The sequence below is a fragment of the Pseudomonas syringae genome (assembly GCF_023278085.1).
Taxonomy (GTDB): Bacteria; Pseudomonadota; Gammaproteobacteria; order Pseudomonadales; family Pseudomonadaceae; genus Aquipseudomonas; species Aquipseudomonas syringae_Q.
The window spans coordinates 473,455-489,429 of the sequence record NZ_CP066265.1; the positions used below are offsets into that span (position 1 = coordinate 473,455).

Annotated in this window: 14 protein-coding genes; 3 read left to right on the forward strand and 11 right to left on the reverse strand. The window is 58.4% G+C overall.

All coding sequences use genetic code 11. The features are described from left to right. Positions 1-50 precede the first annotated feature (50 nt). The 3 genes from rpoD to rpsU form a co-directional block, all read right to left on the reverse strand. Positions 51-1,898, reverse strand: a complete 1,848-nt coding sequence (gene rpoD / locus I9H07_RS02125; RefSeq protein ID WP_024644713.1) for an RNA polymerase sigma factor RpoD — start codon at positions 1,896-1,898, stop codon at positions 51-53. Positions 1,899-1,965: 67 nt separating this feature from the next. Further along, positions 1,966-3,921 carry a DNA primase gene (gene dnaG, locus I9H07_RS02130; RefSeq protein ID WP_236425529.1) on the reverse strand — a complete coding sequence of 652 codons (1,956 nt, stop codon included), beginning with the start codon at positions 3,919-3,921 and terminating at the stop codon, positions 1,966-1,968. A 480-nt stretch (positions 3,922-4,401) separates the two neighbouring features. Continuing rightward, positions 4,402-4,617, reverse strand: a complete 216-nt coding sequence (gene rpsU, locus I9H07_RS02135; RefSeq protein ID WP_002551877.1) for a 30S ribosomal protein S21 — start codon at positions 4,615-4,617, stop codon at positions 4,402-4,404. Between the two features lie 198 nt (positions 4,618-4,815). Here rpsU and tsaD point away from each other — a divergent pair, with 198 nt between their 5' ends. Beyond that, entirely contained in the window at positions 4,816-5,841 is a 1,026-nt protein-coding gene (tsaD, locus tag I9H07_RS02140; protein ID WP_024673931.1) for a tRNA (adenosine(37)-N6)-threonylcarbamoyltransferase complex transferase subunit TsaD, read from the forward strand. A 65-nt stretch (positions 5,842-5,906) separates the two neighbouring features. Here the strand turns inward: tsaD and plsY are convergent, their stop codons facing one another. Further along, positions 5,907-6,476 carry a glycerol-3-phosphate 1-O-acyltransferase PlsY gene (plsY, locus tag I9H07_RS02145; protein WP_024673930.1) on the reverse strand — a complete coding sequence of 190 codons (570 nt, stop codon included), beginning with the start codon at positions 6,474-6,476 and terminating at the stop codon, positions 5,907-5,909. A 73-nt stretch (positions 6,477-6,549) separates the two neighbouring features. Here plsY and folB point away from each other — a divergent pair, with 73 nt between their 5' ends. Next, positions 6,550-6,903 (forward strand): dihydroneopterin aldolase, encoded by a 354-nt coding sequence (gene folB / locus I9H07_RS02150; protein ID WP_025388776.1) that lies wholly within the window; start codon positions 6,550-6,552, stop codon positions 6,901-6,903. Then, positions 6,894-7,418 (forward strand): 2-amino-4-hydroxy-6-hydroxymethyldihydropteridine diphosphokinase, encoded by a 525-nt coding sequence (folK, locus tag I9H07_RS02155; protein ID WP_058391143.1) that lies wholly within the window; start codon positions 6,894-6,896, stop codon positions 7,416-7,418. The genes folB and folK overlap by 10 nt, the downstream gene beginning before the upstream one ends. Before the next feature lie 445 nt (positions 7,419-7,863). Here folK and I9H07_RS02160 read toward each other — a convergent pair whose 3' ends face one another. The 7 genes from I9H07_RS02160 to apaG form a co-directional block, all read right to left on the reverse strand. Then, positions 7,864-9,093, reverse strand: a complete 1,230-nt coding sequence (locus I9H07_RS02160) for a multifunctional CCA addition/repair protein (protein WP_236425527.1) — start codon at positions 9,091-9,093, stop codon at positions 7,864-7,866. Between the two features lie 97 nt (positions 9,094-9,190). Next, positions 9,191-10,753 (reverse strand): SpoVR family protein, encoded by a 1,563-nt coding sequence (locus tag I9H07_RS02165; RefSeq protein ID WP_024673926.1) that lies wholly within the window; start codon positions 10,751-10,753, stop codon positions 9,191-9,193. Next, positions 10,750-12,021, reverse strand: a complete 1,272-nt coding sequence (locus tag I9H07_RS02170) for a YeaH/YhbH family protein (RefSeq protein ID WP_058391141.1) — start codon at positions 12,019-12,021, stop codon at positions 10,750-10,752. The genes I9H07_RS02165 and I9H07_RS02170 overlap by 4 nt, the downstream gene beginning before the upstream one ends. 121 nt (positions 12,022-12,142) lie before the next feature. Then, positions 12,143-14,065, reverse strand: a complete 1,923-nt coding sequence (locus I9H07_RS02175; RefSeq protein ID WP_024644722.1) for a PrkA family serine protein kinase — start codon at positions 14,063-14,065, stop codon at positions 12,143-12,145. A 287-nt stretch (positions 14,066-14,352) separates the two neighbouring features. Beyond that, positions 14,353-14,673: a thiosulfate sulfurtransferase GlpE gene (gene glpE / locus I9H07_RS02180; protein WP_024673924.1), complete on the reverse strand. Its 321-nt coding sequence runs from the start codon at positions 14,671-14,673 to the stop codon at positions 14,353-14,355. Further along, positions 14,670-15,575, reverse strand: a complete 906-nt coding sequence (locus I9H07_RS02185; protein WP_236425925.1) for a symmetrical bis(5'-nucleosyl)-tetraphosphatase — start codon at positions 15,573-15,575, stop codon at positions 14,670-14,672. Before I9H07_RS02185 ends, glpE begins: the two co-directional genes overlap by 4 nt. Next, positions 15,575-15,955 (reverse strand): Co2+/Mg2+ efflux protein ApaG, encoded by a 381-nt coding sequence (gene apaG, locus I9H07_RS02190; protein WP_024644725.1) that lies wholly within the window; start codon positions 15,953-15,955, stop codon positions 15,575-15,577. Before apaG ends, I9H07_RS02185 begins: the two co-directional genes overlap by 1 nt. Positions 15,956-15,975 lie beyond the last annotated feature (20 nt).

Here is a 15,975-nt window from a genome sequence, read left to right on the forward strand (position 1 = left end):
AAACGCAAAACCCCCGGCATGCCGGGGGTTTTGTTGACTCGCGGGTGCGATTACTCGTCGAGGAACGAGCGCAGGTGCTCGCTTCGGGTCGGGTGACGCAGTTTGCGCAGTGCTTTGGCCTCGATCTGACGAATCCGCTCGCGGGTTACGTCAAACTGCTTACCGACCTCTTCAAGCGTGTGGTCGGTATTCATGTCGATGCCGAAGCGCATGCGCAGAACCTTGGCTTCACGGGCGGTGAGGCCCGACAGCACTTCGCGTGTCGCTTCTTTCAGGCTTTCAACAGTGGCGACATCGATTGGCGACTGCATGGTCGAGTCTTCGATGAAGTCACCCAGGTGCGAATCTTCGTCGTCGCCGATCGGTGTTTCCATGGAGATCGGCTCTTTGGCGATCTTCAATACCTTGCGGATCTTGTCCTCAGGCATTTCCATGCGCTCACCCAGCTCTTCCGGGGTCGGTTCACGACCCATTTCCTGCAGCATCTGCCGGGAAATACGGTTGAGCTTGTTGATCGTCTCGATCATGTGCACCGGAATACGGATGGTGCGTGCCTGGTCGGCAATCGAGCGAGTGATCGCCTGACGGATCCACCAGGTGGCATAAGTCGAGAACTTGTAGCCGCGACGGTATTCGAACTTGTCCACTGCCTTCATCAAGCCGATGTTGCCTTCCTGGATCAGATCGAGGAATTGCAAGCCACGGTTGGTGTACTTCTTGGCGATGGAGATCACCAGACGCAAGTTCGCTTCAACCATCTCTTTCTTCGCGCGGCGGGCCTTGGCCTCACCGATCGACATGCGACGGTTGATGTCCTTGATCTCGGCGATTTTCAGGCCGGTCTCTTCTTCCAGTGCCGACAGCTTCTGCTGGCAACGCTGGATATCTGGCTGCAGACGCGCAATGGCTTCAGCGTATTTGCTTTTGCCTTTAGCCAGGGCATCGGTCCAGCTTTCGTCAACTTCGTTGCCCGGGAACTGGCGCAGGAAATCGGCGCGCGGCATACGTGCATCACGTACGCACAGCTGCATGATGGCGCGTTCCTGAGCACGAAGACGCTCGAGGGCACCGCGCACACGCTCTACCAGACCTTCAAACTGCTTTGGAACCAGCTTGATCGGCATGAACAGTTCGGCGAGCGCAACCAGTTCAGCAATAGCGTGCTTGTCGCTGCGACCGAATTTCTTCAACGCCTTGCGGGTGATTTCCATTTGATCGGAAACGGCACCAAAGCGCTGCTGGGCAATGACCGGATCAGGGCCGCTTTCGACCTCTTCCTCGTCATCGGTGGCATCGGCCGTTTCTTCTTCCTCGTCATCACCTTCAGCCTTGGCGGCTTTAGGGTCGACAGGCGGAGGCACTTCGGCAGGCGGCGCAATGCCGTCATCCGGGTCGATGTAACCGCTCAGAACGTCGGAAAGACGACCGCCTTCGCTCGTGACACGTGTGTATTCGGAGAGGATATGGTCAACCGTGCCAGGGAAGTGCGCAATTGCGCCCATCACTTCACGGATGCCTTCTTCGATACGTTTGGCGATTTCGATCTCGCCTTCACGGGTCAGGAGTTCAACGGTGCCCATTTCCCGCATGTACATGCGAACGGGATCGGTGGTACGACCGATGTCGGTCTCGACCGCTGCCAACGCTGCAGCCGCTTCTTCTGCGGCCGCCTCGTCGGTATCGGCGTCGGCCAGCATCAAGGCGTCCGCATCCGGAGCACTCTCGTGTACCGGGATCCCCATGTCGTTGATCATGCGGATGATGTCTTCCACCTGCTCAGGATCTGAAATATCCTCGGGCAGGTGGTCGTTGACCTCTGCGTAAGTCAGATACTTCTGCTCACGACCCAGGGTGATCAACTCTTTGATACGAGACTGCTGTTGCGCTTTTCCGGACATAACACCCTATCCACTGAAGGTCTTGGCGGGCAAAAAACAAGCCGAGGATTATACCCGAGCTATGACCTCACGCGCCAGTTGAGGTCGGGGTTTGTGCTGGAACATTGCGATTTAGCAGTTCCCGAAGCTGAATTTTCTCTTCTGGGCTCAGCTCGGTTTGACGAGCTTTGCTTATCAGATGTTCCAGACTGCGCTCGCGTTGGCGAGCGGATAGACTAGTTATAGTGTCGAAAAACTGTTGTTCAAGGTTATCGGCCTCAATCAGCCATTCCTTTTCGGCCAGGGCGCGTAACAATCGACCCTGTTCCGTCCCGTGCCAGCGTGCTATCAACTGTAACGACCGAAGGTTGGGATTCTTTTGCCTGGCTTCAATCAGCGCGACCAGTAATTGTGCGTTTGACTGGTCTTCTGCCGCGAAGTGGCTGGCATTTTCGACCTTTTCGGCCAGTTCCGGGTGATGCAGCAGTGTTCTCAGTGCGGCCTGCATTGGCGGTTCGACGGCGGTCGGTACACGCGGCGTGCGCGGTCCGAAGTCCTGCCGCTTGCCTTTTTTGCCCGAGAACGTGTTGTCCCACTTTTTCTGATTCGGGCCGCCGTTTTTCTTTGGCGTCCATTCCTGCTGTGCTTCGTAACCGCCTTGTGGCTGATAGTCGGCGAAGTCAGGCATCGCGTCGTAGTCGACATATGGATTATAGCTGGGTGGTGCGTCCGCCGGTGCGCTCTGCACCAGCTGACTGACCGCCTCCCCGCTAAGCCCGGTAATTTCACTCAGGCGCTGACGCATCAGCGTGCGCAGGTTGGCGCCCGGTACTTTATCGATCAGCGGCGCCGCGAGGGTGGCCATGTGTGCCTTGCCTTCCAGCGAGCGCGGATCGGACTCTTTGGTCAATTGCTCGAAAAAGTAATCGGCCAGCGGCTGCGCGTGCTGATTGATACGCGCCTTGAACGCGTCGGTGCCTTCGGAGCGCACCAGCGTATCCGGGTCTTCGCCTTCCGGGAGAAACAGAAAGCGCGCCCTTCGGCCATCCTGCAGGCATGGCAGTGCAGCCTCGAGCGCTCGCCACGCGGCGTTGCGTCCGGCCTGATCGCCGTCGAAGCAGAACAGCACGTTGGGCACGACTCGAAACAGGCGTTTCAAATGTTCTTCACTGGTCGCCGTGCCCAGTGTTGCCACCGCATTGCGCAGACCTTGCTGGGCCAGGGCGATGACGTCCATGTAGCCTTCGACGACAATGATCTCGTCGAGGTTGCGATTGAATTTGCGCGCCTCGAACAGCCCGTACAGCTCCTGACCCTTGTGGAACACAGGGGTTTCCGGGGAGTTCAGGTACTTGGGTTTGTCATCGCCGAGGACGCGGCCGCCGAAGGCAATGATGCGCCCGCGCGAATCGCGGATCGGAAACATCACCCGGTCGCGGAAGCGGTCGTAGCGTTTGCCGGTCTCTGCGTTTTCGATCAGCAGGCCTGCGTCGATCATGACTTTCTGCTGTAGCGCGTCGCTGCTCAGGTGTTTGTACAGGTTGTCCCAGCCGGGTGGCGCGAAGCCCAGGCCGAAGTCCCGTGCGATCTCGCCCGACAGCCCGCGCCCTTTGAGGTAATCCACTGCTGCCTTGCGCGCCGGATGGCTTTTCAGGGCCTGACGATAGAACTCGGCAGCGGCGTTCAGCAGCGGGTAGAGCGGGGAGTCTGTCGGCTGGCGTGGCTTCTGGCCTTTTACGCCTTGTTCGCGTGGCACTTCCATGCCGGCGGCTTTGGCCAGGTCTTCGACCGCCTGGGGGAAATCCAGGTTGTCGTGATCCATGATGAAGCCGAGCGCGTTACCGCCCGCGCCGCAGCCAAAGCAGTAATAGAACTGTTTGTCCGGGCTGACACTGAAAGAGGGGGTTTTCTCTTTGTGGAACGGGCAGCACGCGCTGTAATTCTTCCCGGATTTCTTGAGCTGCACGCGAGAACTGACAACATCGACGATGTCGGTGCGGTTCAGAAGGTCGTCGATAAAGCTCTGGGGAATCAGCCCGGCCATGGCGTTCTCGTCATTCAAGCGTGTCACAAAAATATCGGATGACTCTACGAGTCTTCCGTCAGCCTGTCAGCCGTCTTTTGTGCGACGACAGCAATACGCGGGCACGTCTTTGTGTCCGAAGGTCGGCGCTGAAATCGGCAGGAGTTGAGTGCATGATGGTCGAGTTGATCATCGGGCCGCAGCCTTGGATGTTCATCTGATATCAAACGAGACGCTGCCTTGGCTGAGCTTCTTGCGAAGTCATCAAGGCATACTCGTCTTGTTCACTGGCCGTCTTGTTGCCCGTGTGGGCATGACCAGTGTTGCCTGCAAGCAGGCCGGACGTGCTTGACTGAAACCCGGGTCGCATGTGCGGCCTGGACATCTGTCAATTAGCTAGCGCGAGGCTCTCGCTGCTATACAGCTCTAACAGTGCTGCAACTGCCGACAGCCCAGCTGGTTGGCTGGGCAAGGCAGAAGCTTGCGACGCACGTCTGTAAATTAATACAGACGAACGGCGCGGCGCTGTTCGCGCTGGACTTTCTTGGCGTGGCGTTTGACAGCAGCTGCTGCCTTGCGCTTACGCTCCGAAGTCGGCTTCTCGTAAAATTCGCGGCTACGAACTTCAGCCAGAACACCGGCTTTTTCGCAGGAGCGCTTGAAACGACGCAGAGCTACGTCGAAGGGTTCGTTCTCTTTAACTTTGACGGCTGGCATCCAGAGCTACCTTCATTCATTACCGGGGTCAACGCTTCGTGCAAACACTGCACAAAAGTACGTCGGTTTTTAAGGGTTGCGGATGTTAACCCCTCATTGAGAGGAATGCAAAGCCTCTGATCGAAAACCGCTGGTCGGCACCTCGGGCGGCGACTATTATGCGCGCCTTCAAATCTGCCCCCTACAAGGCGCAAACCCATGCTAGTACTGGGATTAGAAACCTCCTGCGACGAAACCGGCGTCGCGTTATACGACAGCGAACGCGGTTTGCTGGCGGATGCTTTATTCAGTCAGATCGACCTGCACCGCGCCTACGGTGGCGTGGTGCCGGAGCTGGCATCGCGCGATCACGTCAAGCGCATGCTGCCCCTGATTCGTCAGACGCTGGCCGAAGCGGACTGCGTGGCCACTGATATCGATGCCATTGCCTACACCGCAGGGCCCGGTCTGGTCGGTGCGCTGCTGGTCGGTGCGTCATGCGCCCAGGCGCTGGCGTTTGCCTGGGATATTCCGGCGCTGGGCGTTCACCACATGGAAGGCCACTTGCTGGCCCCGATGCTGGAAGAAAACCCGCCGCAGTTTCCGTTCGTCGCTTTATTGGTGTCCGGTGGTCATACGCAGTTGGTGCGCGTCGACGGAATCGGTCAGTACGAGCTGCTGGGCGAGACGCTGGATGATGCTGCGGGCGAGGCGTTCGACAAGACCGCCAAGATGATGGGCATGCAGTATCCGGGTGGTCCGGAAATATCAAAAGCGGCCATGCAGGGTGTGCCGGGACGGTTTGTCTTTCCCCGGCCAATGACGGATCGTCCGGGCCTGGCGTTCAGCTTCAGCGGCTTGAAAACCTCGGCGCTCAATACCTGGCAGCAGTGCCAGAGTGCCGGAGACGACAGTGAGCAAACCCGCTGCGACATCGCGCTGGCGTTCCAGCAGGCGGTGGTGGAGACTTTGACCATCAAGTGCAAGCGCGCGCTCAAGCAGACCGGGCTCAAGAGCCTGGTCATCGCTGGCGGCGTCAGCGCCAACAAGGCGCTACGGGTGTCACTGGAAAGTATGCTGAGCGATCTGCATGGGCATGTTTACTACGCCCGCCCGGAGTTTTGCACCGACAACGGCGCAATGATCGCCTTTGCCGGCTGTCAGCGCTTGCAGGCTGGGCAGAAGGAAGACTTGAGTATCAGCGTGCAGGCGCGCTGGCCCATGGAGCAGTTGTTGCCGCTGTAGTTGTCGGGTCTGTAGTTGTCGGGGCTGCGAAGGCAGGCAACGGTGAGCGGCATTCACGTCCCCTCTCAGAAATGCCGTTCGCGCCCGGCGAGCAGGTCGCGTAGATTGCCGCGATGGCGCCAGACGATGAGCAAGGTCAGCACGCTCATTGGCAGCAACGCATGCGGTTCCTGCCAGGCCAGTAATGGCAGCGTCAGGGGTGTGGCGATCAGTGCCGCTAGTGAGCTGGTGCGGGTCAGGTACAGCGTCAGCAGCCAGGCCGCTATCGCCAGGGCTGCCGCTGGCGGGTAAAGGCCGAGCAGCACGCCGGCGGCGGTTGCGACGCCTTTGCCACCGCGGAACCGAAAGTACAGCGGGAAGAGATGGCCCAGCACTGCGCAGACGCCGATCCAGCCTTGCTGTGATGGATCAAGGCCCCAGCTACCGGCGAGCCATACCGGAATCAGGCCTTTGCAGAGGTCGCCGAGCAAGGTCAGGATGGCCAGTTTTTTTCCGGCCAGACGCAGCATGTTGGTCGCACCGGCATTGCCGGAGCCACTGGCACGAGGGTCCGGGCTGCCGCTGAGGCGACTGAGCAGGATGGCGAAGGACAGCGAGCCGAGCAGGTAGGCGAAGGTCGCCAGTAACCAAAACATGCTAACCATTCCGGGCGAGGATGCCCTGATTCTAACGGCGCATCGCGCCCTTGTCGTGCAGTGGAGAACAGGCTTGGACAGAGTTTTCATCGAGGGTCTTGAGGTCGATACGGTCATCGGCGCTTACGACTGGGAACGTGGCATTCGCCAGTGCCTGCGTCTGGACCTCAGTTTTGCCTGGGACAACCGACCCGCTGCTGCGGGTGACGACCTGAGCAAGGCACTCGACTACGCCAGTGTTTCAGCGCGAATTCAGGCTTTCGCCGAGCAGGCGCAGTTTCAACTGGTCGAGACCTTCGCCGAGCGTCTGGCTGAAGTGTTGATGAGCGAATTCAACATCCCCTGGTTGCGTTTGAAACTGACCAAGCCCGGTGCTGTTGCTGCGGCAGCCGGTGTCGGCGTGGAGATCGAGCGCGGATGTCGCTGACGCGGATTTTCCTCGGCCTGGGGAGCAATATCGAGCGCGAACGGCATCTGCAGGCAGGGCTGGATGCGCTGGATGGCTTTCTGACCGACATGCGCTGCTCGCCGGTTTTCGAGAGCCATGCGGTGGGCATCAAGAGCGGGCCATTCTTCAATCTGGTGGTGTCGGCGCTGACCGACCTGCCGCTGGCGGAGCTGGATCGCCGCCTGAAAGTCATCGAAGCCGATAACGGTCGCTATGCCCCGAACCGAGTCGGTCTGCCGCTGGACATCGACGTGCTGCTGTATGGCGAGCAGGTCGGTAACTTCGACGGGCTGATTTTGCCCAGGGCAGAGATTCTGAAGAATGCCTTCGTACTGCGCCCGCTGGCGTTGATCGCCCCCGAACGTCTGCATCCTGGGGTGGGTGCGTCATTCAGCACACTCTGGGCTGATGCGCAGATTGACCAGCAGCTTTGGCCTGTGGCTTTTGAGTGGCGCGGTGTGCCGCTGACGCCTGAGGATTTGCTGCGTAGTTGAGGTCGCAATCACGCTCCAGCGAATCCCTCTCGTGCCAAGGCTCCGCGTTACACGCAAGTCCAACTGACTATCTTGCCAAGGCTCCGCGTTACACGCAAGTCCAACTGACTATCTTGCCAATGCTCCGCGTTACACGCAAGTCCAACTGACTATCTTGCCAATGCTCCGCGTTGGCATGCATTGGGTGACGCTCCGCGTCACAAATCTGCAGCCTGACGCGGTATCAAGCGCCAAGGATTCTCAGGCTTTGGTGCAGCCTGTATCTCGGGCCGGGTTGAGTAATGCGCCATGGCTGCAATGTGACGCGGAGCGTCACGAAATGCATTATCACGCGGAGCGTGGGAACGAGATTTATCGAGGTTTCAGCCCGATTTTCAGGCTCATCGAGACTTATGTATAACGCCGAGCGCTGGAGCGTGGCAGCGATAACTTGTGCGCGAAGCAGTCAGGCAGCATGCTCCGCTTTGTAGGCTTTCAGCGCTTTCAAGCGCTCGTTCTTCAGCGCGTCGCCCAGTTCCTTGCCCTTCAAGCCTTGTTCCAGCAGTGGTTGCACCGACACTGCCCGGGCCGCCTCGGCTGCGCCGCGCAGGTAGTCGGCCTGTGGATAACTGCGCTGTTCAAAGCCATGCCGTCCGCGCGCGTCCATCTCGCAGGCGGCAATGAACTCTTCGAACCGCTGCGGGCGGCGGTAGACGTCGAAGCTGTGTAACAGCTCCAGCAAGGTCGAGGGTTTCAGTTCCAGCGCCCGGTGCCCATGGGTGTGGTACTGACCAACCAGCAACGCCAGTTCCTGACATTCCCTCGGCACGCGAAAGCGCTCGTTGACCGCCTTGATCAGCCGCAAGCCCGTGTGCTCGTGGGCGATGTGTCGGGGCCATTCGGCCTCAGGCGTCAGCCCCTTTCCCAAATCATGCAGCAGGCACGCCCAGCGCACGCTGAGTGGGTGCTGGTGAATGGCTGACTGCTCAAGCACGCTGAGCACGTGTGCGCCGGTGTCGATTTCCGGGTGATGCGCAGCCGGTTGCGGCACGCCAAACAGCGCTTCGACTTCAGGCATCAATTCGTTGAGCGCGCCACAGTCATGCAGCACCTGGATGAACACCTGAGGCTGCTTTTCCATCAGTGCGCGGGAGATTTCTTTCCAGCTCCGCTCAGCGGTCAGCGCCTTGAGTTCGCCTGATTCACTGAGCTGCCGCATCAGGTCAAGGGTCTCGGGCGCAATCGTGAAACCGTAGTCGGCGTAGCGTGCGGCAAACCGGGCGACGCGCAAGACCCTGAGCGGATCTTCGGCGAATGCGGGCGAAACGTGGCGTAAAATACGCGCTTCTAGATCCTGCTGGCCATTGTAGGGATCGGTCAGATTGCCGTCCTTGTCTTCCGCCATGGCATTGATGGTCAGGTCACGGCGGATCAGGTCCTGCTCAAGGGTAACCTCCGGGCTGGCGTGAAAAACAAACCCGCCGTAGCCGACGCCGCTTTTACGCTCGGTGCGTGCCAGCGCGTATTCCTCGTTGGTCAGCGGATGCAAGAACACCGGAAAGTCTGTGCCGACCGGGCGATAGCCCTTGATCAGCATTTCTTCAGTACTTGCACCCACCACTACCCAGTCAATATCAGTGACAGGCTGTCCCAGCAGGCGATCACGTACAGCACCGCCAACTTTATAAATCTGCATAAAAAACCTCCGTAAGCGCGACAGGATAAACCTTGCGTCGCGCTTACGGAGGCTAAAACTGCATGAATGGTGGTCTGGTCATTCTCGCGTCCAGCAACTACAGGTGTACGACCGCCAGATCACGCCGGGAAAACTCACTGTCGGCATGCTCGCCTTTCGGGGGAACGTGATGGACTTTGACCACCTCATCGCCCTGAAGGGTTTCCAGGTGGATATCAAAACCCCATAGCCGATGCAGATGCTTGAGCACCTCGTCGGTCGAGTCACCCAGTGGTTTGCGGTTGTGCTGCTGGTGACGCAGGGTCAGCGAGCGGTCGCCGCGCCGGTCGATACTGTAGATCTGGATGTTGGGCTCACGATTGCCGAGGTTGTACTGCGCCGCGAGGATTTCGCGGATGGTCCGATAACCGTTTTCATCGTGAATGGCGGGCACCAGCAGGTCTTCTTTCTGGTCGTCGTCCATGATGCTGAACAGCTTGAGGTCGCGGATGACCTTGGGCGACAGGTACTGCAGGATAAAGCTCTCGTCCTTGAAGCTGCTCATCGCAAACTTGATCGCCGTCAACCAGTCAGTGCCGGCAATTTCCGGAAACCACTGCCGGTCTTCATCGGTCGGGTGTTCGCACATCCGCCGGATGTCCTGATACATGGCAAACCCGAGGGTGTAGGGGTTTATGCCGCTGTAGTAAGGGCTGTCAAAGCCCGGCTGGTAGATAACACTGGTGTGCGACGTCAGGAACTCCATCATGAAGCCGTCGGTGACCAGGCCTTCGTCATACAGGTCGTTCATCAGCGTGTAATGCCAGAAGGTCGCCCAGCCTTCGTTCATCACCTGGGTCTGGCGCTGTGGGTAGAAGTACTGCGCAATCTTGCGCACGATCCGCACCACTTCGCGCTGCCAGGGCTCCAGCAGCGGCGCGTGTTTCTCGATGAAGTAAAGAATGTTTTCCTGTGGTTCGGCAGGGAAGCGGGCGTTGTCTTCCTTGCCGGCCTTGTCAGCGCTTTTCGGAATGGTCCGCCACAGATCGTTGATCTGCCGTTGCAGGTGCTCCTCGCGGTCCTTCTGGCGACGCCGTTCTTCTTCGGCAGAAATCGGGTAGGGGCGTTTATAACGGTCCACGCCGTAGTTCATCAGCGCGTGGCAGGAGTCGAGCAAGTCCTCCACGGCGTCGATGCCATGGCGTTCCTCGCACTGCATGATGTACTGCTTGGCGAACACCAGGTAATCGATGATCGAACTGGCGTCAGTCCAGGTGCGGAACAGGTAATTGCCTTTGAAGAAGCTGTTGTGCCCATAGCAAGCGTGGGCAACGACCAATGCCTGCATGCAGATGGTGTTTTCTTCCATCAGATAAGCGATGCACGGATCGGAATTGATCACGATCTCGTAGGCCAGACCCATCTGGCCTCGTGAGTAGGATTTTTCAGTGCTGAGGAAGTGTTTGCCGTAGGACCAATGGTGGTAGCCCAGTGGCATGCCTACCGAGGCATAGGCGTCCATCATTTGCTCGGCGGTGATCACTTCGATCTGGTTGGGGTAAGTGTCCAGGGCGTAACGCTCGGCAATCCTGCCGATCTCCCGGTCATAGGCCCGTATCAGTTCGAATGTCCACTCTGACCCGGTGGAAAGGGGTTGGCGTTTCTGCTCTCTGGCGGTCATGACACTAACCTTCGCTGGAAGAGTTCGCGGAATACCGGATAGATATCACCGGCAGAGACCAGCTGCTGCTGGGCAAACGTATCGGCATACTCTTCGCCGATGCGCTCGTATTCGTACCACAAGGCCTGATGTTCACGCGGCGTGATTTCCACGTACGTGTAGTACTGCACGAAGGGCATGATCTGTTTGGTGAGGATTTCCCGGCAGATCGGCGAGTCATCGTTCCAGTTGTCGCCGTCCGAGGCCTGTGCTGCATAGATGTTCCAGTCGCTGCTCGGGTAGCGTGCCGCCATGATTTCCTGCATCAGTTTCAAGGCGCTGGAGACGATGGTGCCGCCGGTTTCCCGGGAATAGAAAAACTCTTCCTCGTCCACTTCGCGGGCGCTGGTGTGGTGGCGAATGAACACAACATCGATCTTGTCGTAGTTACGCTTGAGGAACAGGTACAGCAGGATGAAAAATCGCTTGGCGATGTCTTTGGTGGCCTGGGTCATGGAGCCGGAGACGTCCATCAGGCAGAACATGACCGCTTTGGAGCTGGGATTGGGCTGTTTGACCAGCAGGTTGTACTTGAGGTCGAACGTGTCGAGATAAGGGACGCGTCGAATGCGTGCCTTCAGGCGTTCGATTTCTACTTCCAGCTCCTGAATGTCACCGAAATTGTCGGGCTCTTCGCGCTTCATGCGCTCGAGTTCGCTGGTCGTTTCCCTGAGTTTGGCGCGGCTGCTGCCAGACAGTGCGATACGCCGTGCATGAGCCGAGCGCAGGGTGCGAATGATGTTGATGCGAGACGGGTTGCCTTCGTTGCTGATCCCGGCGCGCACAGTCTTGAAGGTGTCGGTTCCGGTCAGGTTGCGTTTGACCAGGTTGGGCAGTTCCAGGTCCTCGAACATGAACTCAAGAAATTCTTCCTGGGTGATCTGGAACGAAAATTCGTCCATGCCTTCGCCGGAGTTACCCGCCTTGCCAGGCCCCTTGCCGCCAGCGCCGCCTTGCGGGCGGGCGATGTGCTCACCGGTGGTGAATTCCTTGTTGCCGGGGTGAACCACCGTCTGTTTGCCACCACGCCCGTGATGCAACACCGGCTCGTCGATGTCGCGCCCGGGAATGCTGATCTGTTCGCCATGTTCCATGTCGGTAATGGAGCGTCGACTGACGGCTTCCTCCACTGCCTTCTTGATATGGTCACGGTAACGGCGCAGAAACCGCTGCCGGTTTACCGTGCTCTTGTTCTTGCCGTTGAGACGTCGGTCGATCACATAACTCATAGGCCCCTCCGGGGAGCTTCAAGTTGAAAGCTTCAAGCTGCGAGCGAATGCGGCGTCAGCCCTCCATTCAGGGCTTGACCGCAGTTCGCTTGCAGCCGATAGCTTGAAGCTTGCACCTGCCTTATTGCGACTTGCGCACGCGCAGATACCATTCGGATAGCAGCCGTACCTGCTTGTCCGTGTAGCCCCTCTCGACCATTCGTGTGACGAAGTCGTTGTGTTTCTGCTGATCCTCTTTGCTGGCTTTGGCGTTGAAACTGATAACCGGCAGAAGGTCCTCGGTGTTGGAGAACATTTTCTTCTCGATCACCACACGCAGTTTTTCGTAACTGAGCCAGGTCGGGTTCTTGCCGTTGTTATTGGCGCGAGCACGCAGCACGAAGTTGACGATTTCGTTGCGGAAATCTTTCGGGTTGCTGATGCCGGCCGGTTTCTCGATCTTCTCCAGTTCCTCGTTCAAGGCCACGCGGTTGAGAATTTCGCCGGTTTCCGGGTCGCGGTATTCCTGATCCTGAATCCAGAAGTCTGCGTACAGCACGTAGCGATCGAAGATGTTCTGGCCGTACTCGCTGTAGGATTCCAGGTACGCGGTCTGGATTTCCTTGCCGATGAATTCGATGTAACGCGGCGCCAGGTATTCCTTGATGAAACGCAGGTAGCGTTCGCGGGTTTCGGCCGGGAATTGCTCCTGTTCGATCTGCTGTTCCAGCACATAGAGCAGGTGGACCGGGTTGGCAGCGATTTCGTGCGGGTCGAAGTTGAAGACCTTGGACAGGATCTTGAACGCGAAACGCGTGGACAGGCCGTTCATGCCTTCATCGACGCCCGCACTGTCGCGGTACTCCTGAATCGACTTGGCCTTTGGATCGGTATCCTTCAGGTTCTCGCCGTCATAAACGCGCATCTTCGAGTAGATATTGGAGTTGTCCGGCTCCTTGAGGCGCGACAGCGTGGTGAACTGCGCGAGCATTTTCAGGGTGTCTGGCGCGCAATGCGCCTTGGCCAGCGAGCTGTTGAACAGCAGCTTGTCGTAAATCTTGATCTCGTCGCTGACGCGCAGGCAATACGGCACCTTCACGATGTAGATACGGTCGATGAAGGCTTCGTTGTTCTTGTTGTTGCGGAAGCTGTGCCATTCCGATTCGTTGGAGTGCGCCAGCAGAATACCGGTGAACGGAATCGCCCCCAGCCCCTCGGTACTGTTGTAGTTGCCTTCCTGGGTGGCGGTCAGCAATGGATGGAGGACCTTGATCGGCGCCTTGAACATCTCGACGAATTCCATCAGGCCCTGGTTGGCCCGGCACAGTGCGCCCGAGTAGCTGTATGCATCGGCGTCGTTTTGCGGGAATTCTTCCAGTTTGCGGATATCGACCTTGCCGACCAGCGCGGAGATATCCTGGTTGTTCTCGTCGCCCGGTTCGGTTTTCGCGACAGCGATCTGATTGAGAACAGAAGGGTAGAGTTTTACGACCTTGAATTGACTGATGTCGCCCCCGAACTCAGCCAGACGTTTGGTCGCCCAGGGCGACATGATGGTGCTCAGGTAGCGTCGCGGAATCCCGAAGTCTTCTTCGAGAATCGCACCGTCCTCACTGGCATTGAACAGGCCCAGGGGCGATTCGAAAACCGGCGAGCCCTTGATGGCGTAGAACGGGACTTTTTCGATCAGTTGCTTGAGTTTTTCAGCCAGGGACGATTTACCACCGCCCACCGGGCCGAGCAGATAGAGGATTTGTTTCTTCTCTTCCAGGCCTTGGGCGGCATGGCGGAAATACGAGACGATCTGGTCGATGCACTCTTCCATCCCGTGGAAGTCGGCAAAGGCCGGATAGCGGCGTATGACTTTGTTGGAGAATATTCGCGATAACCGGGAATTGACGGACGTGTCCACCAGTTCGGGTTCGCCAATGGCGAGCAGCAGACGTTCTGCGGCAGAGGCATAGGCGCTGCGATCCTGTTTGCAGAGCTCAAGATACTCCTGTAACGAGAGCTCTTCCTGTCGTGTGCTTTCAAAGCGGTCTTTGAAGTGGCTGAATATACTCATGACGTCACCTCGCTCGATACGTAGAGCCGGCGGCGAATCATCAGTCGATGCTGGCAGCGTCTGAGCATCCAGATGCTGTTTACCCCCCAGAACACCATAAAAGTAACTACCGATGACCCACGCGCCGGTGTACCGGCTCTCCCCTGAATACGGATGGCCTGAGGCTTAGGATAGTTCGGATTCGGAAAGATAAAGAAGGGATGCGCGAGAAGAGGGGCTGACCGTTCGTCAGATGCAGCGCGAGCCCGCGTATAACGCGGGATCAGCTGTCATAAAAATATTTTGTATCAGCCTTGTGCGGTTTCGGCCGGATAAGTGGCGCGCCACAGTTCGAAACCACCGTCCACGCTGTACACGTCAGAGAAACCCTGACCGACCAGATAGGCTGCAGCATTCTGGCTGGAGTTGCCGTGGTAGCAGACCACGACGAGCGGTTTGTCCAGGTCGGCCTTGGCGATGAAGTCGGCAATCGAGTGATTGTCCAGGTGCTGGGAATCAGGAATGTGATTGCTTTGAAAAGCCTGCGCGTCACGAACATCGACCAGTACGGCGCCCTGTTCGCGCAGTGCCTGAGCCTGTTCAGGCGGGATACGTTTGAATTCGGTCATTGCTTGGGCTCCTGAGCCTGAGGTTGCTGAGTGTCGGCGCTACCGGGCTGCATACCGATGATGAGGGGGCCGGGCGCGGCATTGCCTACAGCATCGCAATTGCATTGATGGCGTTCAAGCGTATCGACGTTGAACAGGGTCATGGCGCCACCCCAGACACAGCCACTGTCGAGCGCAAAGACTCCGGGTTCGTCGCAACGACCTTCCAGTGCCGCCCAGTGGCCGAAAATGATTTTCACGTCTCGGGTCTTGCGGCTCTGGTGGCTGAACCAGGGCGCGTAGCCAGGTATCGCGGTGCCGACCCCTTCCTTGCTCTTCAGATCGAGCTTGCCGTCTCTGGTGCAGAAGCGCATGCGTGTGAAGTAGTTGGTGATGACCCGCAAGCGCGTTACGCCGGACAGGTTACTGTCCCATTTGGCCGGTTCATTGCCGTACATGCCATCCAGAAACGCGCCGTACGCCTGGTCGTCCTGAAGCACCTGTTCAACTTCGGCAGCGCACTTGAGGGCTTTTTTCAAGGACCATTGCGGCGGGATGCCGGCATGCACCATGGCGACGTTGCGGCCTTCGTCGTAGTGCATGAGTTTCTGTCGGCGCAGCCAGCCCAGCAACTCATCGCGATCCGCTGCTTCGATGATTTCGCGCAGCGTGTCACCTTTCTTCAGGCGCTCCACATTGCGGGCCGCCGCGAGCAGGTGCAGATCATGGTTGCCCAGCACGCAGACCAGCGATTCCCGGATGTTGTACAGGTAACGCAGGGTTTCCAGTGACTGGGGGCCGCGGTTGACCAGATCGCCCACCAGCCACAATTGATCCCGGGAAGGGTCGAAACTGACGTGGTCCAGCAGGCATTTCAGGGGATCAAGGCAACCTTGCAGGTCGCCGACCGCGTAAACCGCCATCAGTGCAGCGAACCCGGGACCGCAAGGCGGAAGGGCACGATCACGGCGTCGAAGCGTTTACCGTCTTCGGCCAGCATCTGATAAGTGCCCTGCATGGTGCCCACCCGGGTGGTCATGACCGTGCCGCTGCTGTAAGTGTGGCTCTGCCCCACTTTGATCAGCGGCTGCTGACCCACGACCCCTTCGCCACGGACTTCCTCGACATGGCCGTCACCGTCAGTGATCACCCAGTGCCGTGACAGCAGCTTGGCGGGCAGTGTGCCGTTGTTAAGTACCGTGATGGTGTAGGCGAACGCAAAGCGGTTCTGCTCGGGCTGCGATTGTTCTGCGAGAAAGCGCGTGACGACGCTGACGTCGACCTGATAACGAGAATCGGACATGCAGTAGGCCTTGAAATCCA